This window comes from Nocardioides sp. YIM 152588 (genome assembly GCF_040191335.1).
Taxonomy (GTDB): Bacteria; Actinomycetota; Actinomycetes; order Propionibacteriales; family Nocardioidaceae; genus Nocardioides.
The window spans coordinates 1-6269 of the sequence record NZ_JBEGDJ010000096.1; the positions used below are offsets into that span (position 1 = coordinate 1).

The 6269-nt window shown below is 75.2% G+C and carries 6 protein-coding genes; all 6 read right to left on the bottom strand.

The window, feature by feature from the left end; all coding sequences use genetic code 11:
* The coding region (locus tag ABLM29_RS21955; protein WP_502889308.1) for an RCC1 domain-containing protein at positions 1 to 1333 on the bottom strand (1333 nt) is incomplete at its 3' end.
* Positions 1334 to 1374: 41 nt separating this feature from the next.
* Positions 1375 to 3186, bottom strand: coding sequence for a DEAD/DEAH box helicase (locus ABLM29_RS21960; protein WP_502889309.1), 1812 nt, complete (start codon positions 3184 to 3186; stop codon positions 1375 to 1377).
* On the bottom strand, positions 3183 to 3449 hold the full coding sequence (locus ABLM29_RS21965; RefSeq protein ID WP_502889310.1) for a DUF3039 domain-containing protein: 267 nt from the start codon (positions 3447 to 3449) through the stop codon (positions 3183 to 3185). Before ABLM29_RS21965 ends, ABLM29_RS21960 begins: the two co-directional genes overlap by 4 nt.
* A gap of 31 nt (positions 3450 to 3480) precedes the next feature.
* The gene (locus ABLM29_RS21970; RefSeq protein ID WP_349716764.1) at positions 3481 to 4971 is read right to left on the bottom strand and encodes an MFS transporter; all 1491 of its coding nucleotides are present in this window, start codon (positions 4969 to 4971) and stop codon (positions 3481 to 3483) included.
* Positions 4968 to 5525, bottom strand: a complete 558-nt coding sequence (locus ABLM29_RS21975) for a TetR/AcrR family transcriptional regulator (protein WP_349716765.1) — start codon at positions 5523 to 5525, stop codon at positions 4968 to 4970. The genes ABLM29_RS21970 and ABLM29_RS21975 overlap by 4 nt, the downstream gene beginning before the upstream one ends.
* Before the next feature lie 81 nt (positions 5526 to 5606).
* Positions 5607 to 6173, bottom strand: a complete 567-nt coding sequence (locus ABLM29_RS21980) for a YqgE/AlgH family protein (protein ID WP_349716766.1) — start codon at positions 6171 to 6173, stop codon at positions 5607 to 5609.
* Positions 6174 to 6269: the final 96 nt, after the last annotated feature.

The following is a 6269-nucleotide window of genomic DNA, read 5'->3' on the forward strand; positions in this document are numbered from 1 at the left end:
CGGTGCCGCGGTCTCGGTCCATGCGGTCGCGGCGACCGGCAACTTCGTGGTCGGCGTGGCCGTCGGCGTCGCGGTCGCCGCCGTCAGCTCGGCGCTGGTCGGCATCCCGGCCCGGCGGCACGGCGAGGCCGGCGCCGATGTCGACCGAGTCGCCGTAGCCCAGCCGCCCCGAGCCGCCGGCGCCCCAGCAGCGGACCCCTCCGGAGGACATCAGCGCGCAGGAGTGGAGGCGGCCGGCCGTGATCGCGATCGCCGTCCCGCCCAGCGGCACGTCGCCGACGTCGGCCGGCGTCTCCTTGCCGAGCACGCTCCCGTCCCCGACGGTGTCGGTGTCGCCGTACCCGAGCCGGCCGAAGGTGCCGCTCCCCCAGCAGCGGACGGCGCCGGTGGTCATCAGCGCGCACGTGTGGCCGACGCCGGCGGCGACCGCGACGGCCGTCCCGCCCAGCGGCACGTCCCCCGCGTCGGCCGGGGTCGCCTTGTCGAGGTGCTCGCCGTTCCCGACCGTCTCCGTGTCGCCGTACCCCAGCCCCGCGAAGCCCCCGTAGCCCCAGCAGCGGACCGCGCCGGTGCTCATCACCGCGCACGTGTGCACGTCGGTCGCGGTGATCGCGACCGCCGTCCCGCCCAGCGGCACGTCGCCCGCGTCGGCCGGGGTCTCCTTGCCACCGTTGGTGCCGTTCCCGACGGCCAGGGCGTCGCCGTACCCCAGCTGACCGCTGTTCCCGAGCCCCCAGCAGCGGACCGCGCCGGTGCTCATCAGCGCGCACGTGTGGGCGCCGCCGGCCGCGATCGCGACCGCCGGCCCGCCCAGCGGCACGTCGCCCGCGTCGGCCGGGGTCTCCGTGCCCACGTCTCCGGCACCGACGCTCGCGGTGTCGCCGTACCCGAGCCGCCCGTCGTCGCCGAGGCCCCAGCAGCGGACCGCGCCGCCGTCCATCAGCGCGCACGTGTGCTCGTCCCCCGCGGCGATCGCGACCGCCGTCCCGCCCAGCGGCACGTCCCCGACATCGGTCGGGGTCTCCGTGCCCACCGCTCCGGCACCGACGCTCGCGGTGTCGCCGTACCCCAGCTGACCGGAGTCGCCCAGGCCCCAGCAGCGGACGGCGCCCGTGGTCAGCAGCGCACACGTGTGGGAGCCGCCCGCGGCGAGGGAGGCCGCGGCCACCCGCCTCGTCTGCGACGAGGCCTGCTCCGCCGACGCCGTCCCACCCGGTACGACGGCGGCCAGCGCGGCGACCAGGCCGAGGACCACGGCAGCGACCCAGCGGCGCCGCACGGACCGGTCCGACCGGGTGGGCGTCACGGGAGACCGGTCGGTCGCCGTCGACACCCCAGGCACGCTACTCGCGCCGGACGGACCTGCCTAGGCCGTCAGGAGGAGCGGCGCACGGCCCACTCGCGGATCGCCTCGATCCGCTGCTGGAGCTGGTCGGCGGTCGCCACCGCGGCGGCCGGCCCCCCGCACTGCTTGCGCAGCGCCGCGTGGGTGACGCCGTGCGGCTGGTTGGTCCGGTGGTACCAGGAGGCGACCAGGCCGTTGAGCTCGCGGCGCAGGACCGCCAGGTGCTCGTGGGTGGTCACGTCGGCGACGGTGTCCGGCTCCGGCTTGGCCGCCACGGAGTCGCGGGCGGCCCGCTGCGCGCTGCGCCGGTCGTCCTGCCGCTTGCGCAGCAGGTCCTTGACCTGGTCCGGCTCGAGCAGGCCGGGGATGCCGAGGAAGTCCATCTCCTCGTCCGATCCGACGTGCACCTCGCCCTCGTGGCCGAACTGCGCGCCCTCGTAGAGCGCGTGGTCGAAGCGGGCCTGGGAGCCCAGCGCCTCCCACGGACCGGACTCCAGCTCGTCCGACGCCGACTCGGAGGCGTTGGCCTTCGCCATCAGGTCCTCCTCGGCGGCGAAGATGTCGCCGTCCTCGGACTGCGGCTTGCCGAGCACGTGGTCGCGCTGCGCCTCCATCTCGCCGGCGTGCTTGAGCAGGCCGGGGACCGAGGGCAGGAAGACCGAGGCGATCTCGCCCCGGGTGCGGGCGCGCACGAAGCGGCCGACCGCCTGGGCGAAGAAGAGCGGTGTCGAGATGGTGGTCGCCCACACCCCGACCGCGAGCCGCGGCACGTCGACGCCCTCGGAGACCATCCGGACCGCGACCAGCCAGCGCCGGCTGCCGTCCTCGGAGAACTCCGAGATCTTCTTCGACGCCGCCTTCTCGTCGGAGAGGACGATGGTCGGCAGCTCGCCGGTGATCTGCTTCAGCGTCTTGGCGTACGAGCGGGCCGACTCCTGGTCGGTCGCGATCACCAGCCCGCCGGCGTCGGGCACGTGGCGGCGCACCTCGGTGAGGCGCTTGTCCGCCGCGGCCAGGACCGACGGTATCCAGGAGCCCTTCGGGTCCAGCGCGGTGCGCAGCGCCTGCTGGGTCAGGTCCTTGGTCAGCGGCCCGCCGAGGCTGGCCACCACCTCGTCGCCGGCCTTGGTGCGCCAGGTCATCTCGCCGGAGTACGCGAGGAAGAGGACCGGTCGCACGACGTGGTCGCGCAGCGCGTCGGCGTACCCGTAGGTGAAGTCGGCGCGCGAGGTCGGCACCCCGCCCTCGCCCGGCTCGTAGCTGACGAACGGGATCGGGTTGATGTCGGAGCGGAACGGCGTGCCGGTCAGCGCCAGGCGGCGGGTGGCGGGCTCGAACGCCTCCCGCACGCCCTCACCCCAGGTCAGGGAGTCGCCGGCGTGGTGCACCTCGTCGAGGATGACCAGCGTGCGGAAGCGCTCGGTGCGGATCCGCAGCGCCAGCGGGTTCACGCCGACGCCGGCGTAGGTCACCGCGACGCCGACGTAGTCCTTGGAGATCTTGCCCTGGCCCGCGGAGTAGCTCGGGTCGATCGGCAGGCCGGCCTTCGCGGCGGCCGCGGCCCACTGCACCTTGAGGTGCTCGGTGGGCGCCACGATGATCAGCCGGTCGATGACCCGCCGGTTCATCAGCTCGGAGGCGACGGTCAGCGCGAAGGTCGTCTTGCCCGCGCCGGGCGTCGCCACGGCGAGGAAGTCGCGCGGCCCGCGCTCCAGGTAGTCGTTGAGGGCGGCCGCCTGCCAGGCTCGCAGGGACGGCGCGGTACCCCAGGCGGCGCGCTCGGGCCAGGCCGGACCGAGTCCGGTCCTGGCAAGCGCGGCGCCGTCGTCGGCGCCGGTCACTCGGCGTCGTCCGGGTTGTCGTCGCCGCCGAGCTCTTCCCAGATCTCCTTGCACTCCGGGCACACCGGGTACTTCTCCGGCGCCCGGCTGGGGACCCAGACCTTGCCGCAGAGGGCGACCACGGGGGTGCCCATCACCATCGCCTCGGTGAGCTTCTCCTTGGCGACGAAATGCGACATCCGGTCGTGATCACCGGCGTCTGTCGGGACGGTACGGCGGTCCTCGCGGACGTCCGTGTCTGTCGAGAAGCCGATCGTGGTCACGGGGTCAGTCTAGACGCCGTCGGTGTCCAGGTCAGTGCCCGGCCGACACATCCACGTCCGCCGGCAGCTGCCAGCGGACCACGGCGGCCACCGCCAGGGTGATCACGGCACCCGCCAGACCGACCGCGGCGACCGCGTCCGCGAAGGCCGCCATCGCCGACGACTCGACCGACGTCCCCAGCGCCCCGGTCAGCGACTCGGTCGCCTGCTCGGGCGCGCCCACCGGGAGCCCGGCCCGGTAGACCGCACCGGCGAGGCTGCCGAGGAGCGCGACGCCGAGCACGCCGCCCACCTCGTACGACATCTCCTCGACCGCGGCCGCCGAGCCGGCCTGGTGCGCCGGCGCGCTGCCCATGATCAGGGCGGAGGCCAGCCCGAGCGCCGCGGTGCCGAACCCGACCAGGAGGAAGGCCAGCGCCACCCCCGGGTACGGCAGCGGCCGCGGGAGGAGCCAGAGCACCGCCAGGCCGGCGGCCAGGACCAGCAGCCCCGCGACCAGCACCCGCCGGGCGCCGACCCGGGCCGCGACGGCCGGCGCCACCGGCGGCCCGACCAGGCCGCCCAGCGCCATCGGCAGCAGCGCGAAGCCGGCGACCAGCGGCGACCAGCCCTGCACCAACTGCAGCCACTGCGAGCCGACGAAGAGCAGCGCCATGATGACCGTGCTGCTGACCAGGGCGGTCAGCACGCCGGACCGGAAGACCGGGTCGAGGAAGAGCCGGACCGCGAGCATCGGCTCGTCCTGGCGGGCGCAGCGCAGCACGAAGCCGCCGAGCACCGCCGCGCCCAGCAGGAGCAGCCCGAGGGTGGCGGGCTCCGGGCCGTCCTTGCCGAGGTGCTTGACCGCGTAGACGACGGCGACCATGCCGCCGACCGAGAGCAGTACGCCGGCGGGGTCGATGCGCCCCGGCCGGTCGGAGCGGCTCTCGGGCAGCAGCAGCCGGCCGGCGACCAGCGCGACGACCATCAGCGGGACGTTGACCAGGAACGCGGCGTGCCAGCTGAAGACCTCGAGCAGGGCGCCGCCGACGATCGGGCCGATCGCGCCGCCGACGGCCGCCGTCGAGGCCCAGAGCCCCAGCGCGGTGGCCCGCTCGCGCGGGTCCGGGAAGAGCACCCGGATCATCGAGAGCGTGGCCGGCATGATCATCGCGCCGCCGACGCCGAGCAGCGCGCGGATCGCGATCACCTCGCCGGGCGACTGCGCGACGAGCACCGCCAGCGAGGCCACGCCGAAGATCGCGAAGCCGGTCAGCAGCATCCGCCGGCGGCCCCAGCGGTCGGCCAGGGCGGCGATCGGGATCAGCAGCCCGGCCAGCACCAGGGCGTAGGCATCGACCATCCACAGCTGCGCCAGCGCGCCGGCGCCGAGGTCGGCGGTCAGGTCGGGCAGCGCGACGTTGAGGACGGTCATGTCCATGACCACGACGAGCAGGCTGGCGCCGAGCACCGCCAGGCCCGCCCAGCGGCGCGGCGGCGCGGTCGCGGTCGGGGCCGGGGTCGGGGGGCTCTGCAGCGTCATCGGACGCCACCCCCCTCGAGGAACGACGTGCAGACCAGCATGCGCGCGTCGCGCCGGGTGACGTCGCCGGCCACGAGCGCGTCGCGGGCGCCGACCAGCAGGCCGTAGACGGCGTGGGCGAACCAGCGCGCCGGCATGTCGGAGCGGAGCACGTCGGCACGCTGGGCGGCCGCGTAGAGCGCGATCTCCCGGGCGAAGAGGGCCTCGGAGCGCTGCCGCAACCCGGCGTCGCTGACCACGGTGGGGTCGGTGAGCGCGATGCCGAACTCCTCGGCGTCCTCGACGTACCGCTCGAGCATGCCGACCAGGACGGTGCGCAGTGCGGCGGCGTCCCGCGCGCCGGCCGCCGCGGCCTCGGCCGCGGAGAGGCTCCGCTCCCAGCGCTCGAGCGAGCGCAGCCCGATCTCGCGCAGCAGGTCCTCGCGGCTGGCGAAGTGGCGGTGCACGGTGGCCCGCCCGACGCCGGCGGCGGCGGCGATCTGCGCCATCGACGCCGTCGGCTCGACCGCCAGCAGCCGCTGCGCGGCCACGACGACGGTGTCGCGGGTACTCATGTGTTCCTCCGTGTCTCAGATGAGACACAACTGTCTCATTTGAGACACTGATGTCTCAAGTCCGCGATGCCTGGAGCGGCGTCAGTTCATCTCCGGGTCGGCGGGGCGGGTGACGTGCAGGGCCAGGTCGCCGGGCTGGCGCCGCATCACGGAGCGCCACAGGCCGCCGGTGTCCCCGGTGAAGACGTCGTCGCGGTCCGCGGGCACCACGTACCAGCTGCCCTCGGCGATCTCGGCCTGGAGCTGGCCCGCGCCCCACCCGGCGTAGCCGGCGAAGATCCGCAGCCGGTGCACGGTCCCCTCCACCAGCTCGGCGGGCGTGTCCAGGTCCAGCAGGCCGAGGCCCTCCCAGACCGGCTGGAACCCGGCGGCGTCCTGGCCGCCGGGCAGCGCCTCGGCGACGGCGAGCGCGCCGTCGGTCGACACCGGGCCGCCCTGGAAGAGCACCTCGGGCTCCTCGACCACGTCGCCCCAGTCCCCCAGCACCTCACCGACCGGTACGACGGACGGCCGGTTGAGCACCACGCCGAGAGCCCCGTCCTCGCTCACGTCGAGCAGCAGCACCACGGTGTCGACGAAGTTGGGGTCGAGCAGGTCGGGGCTCGCGAGCAGCAGCATGCCGGGCTCCGGGGCCACCTCGTCGCTCACCGCTCCATCATCCCCCATGCCGGCGCCGGGCGGACCCGCCGACCAGACCGCCGCGGCGGCCGGGCCGCGGCGTCAGGCCGCGAGCGCCGCGCGGAG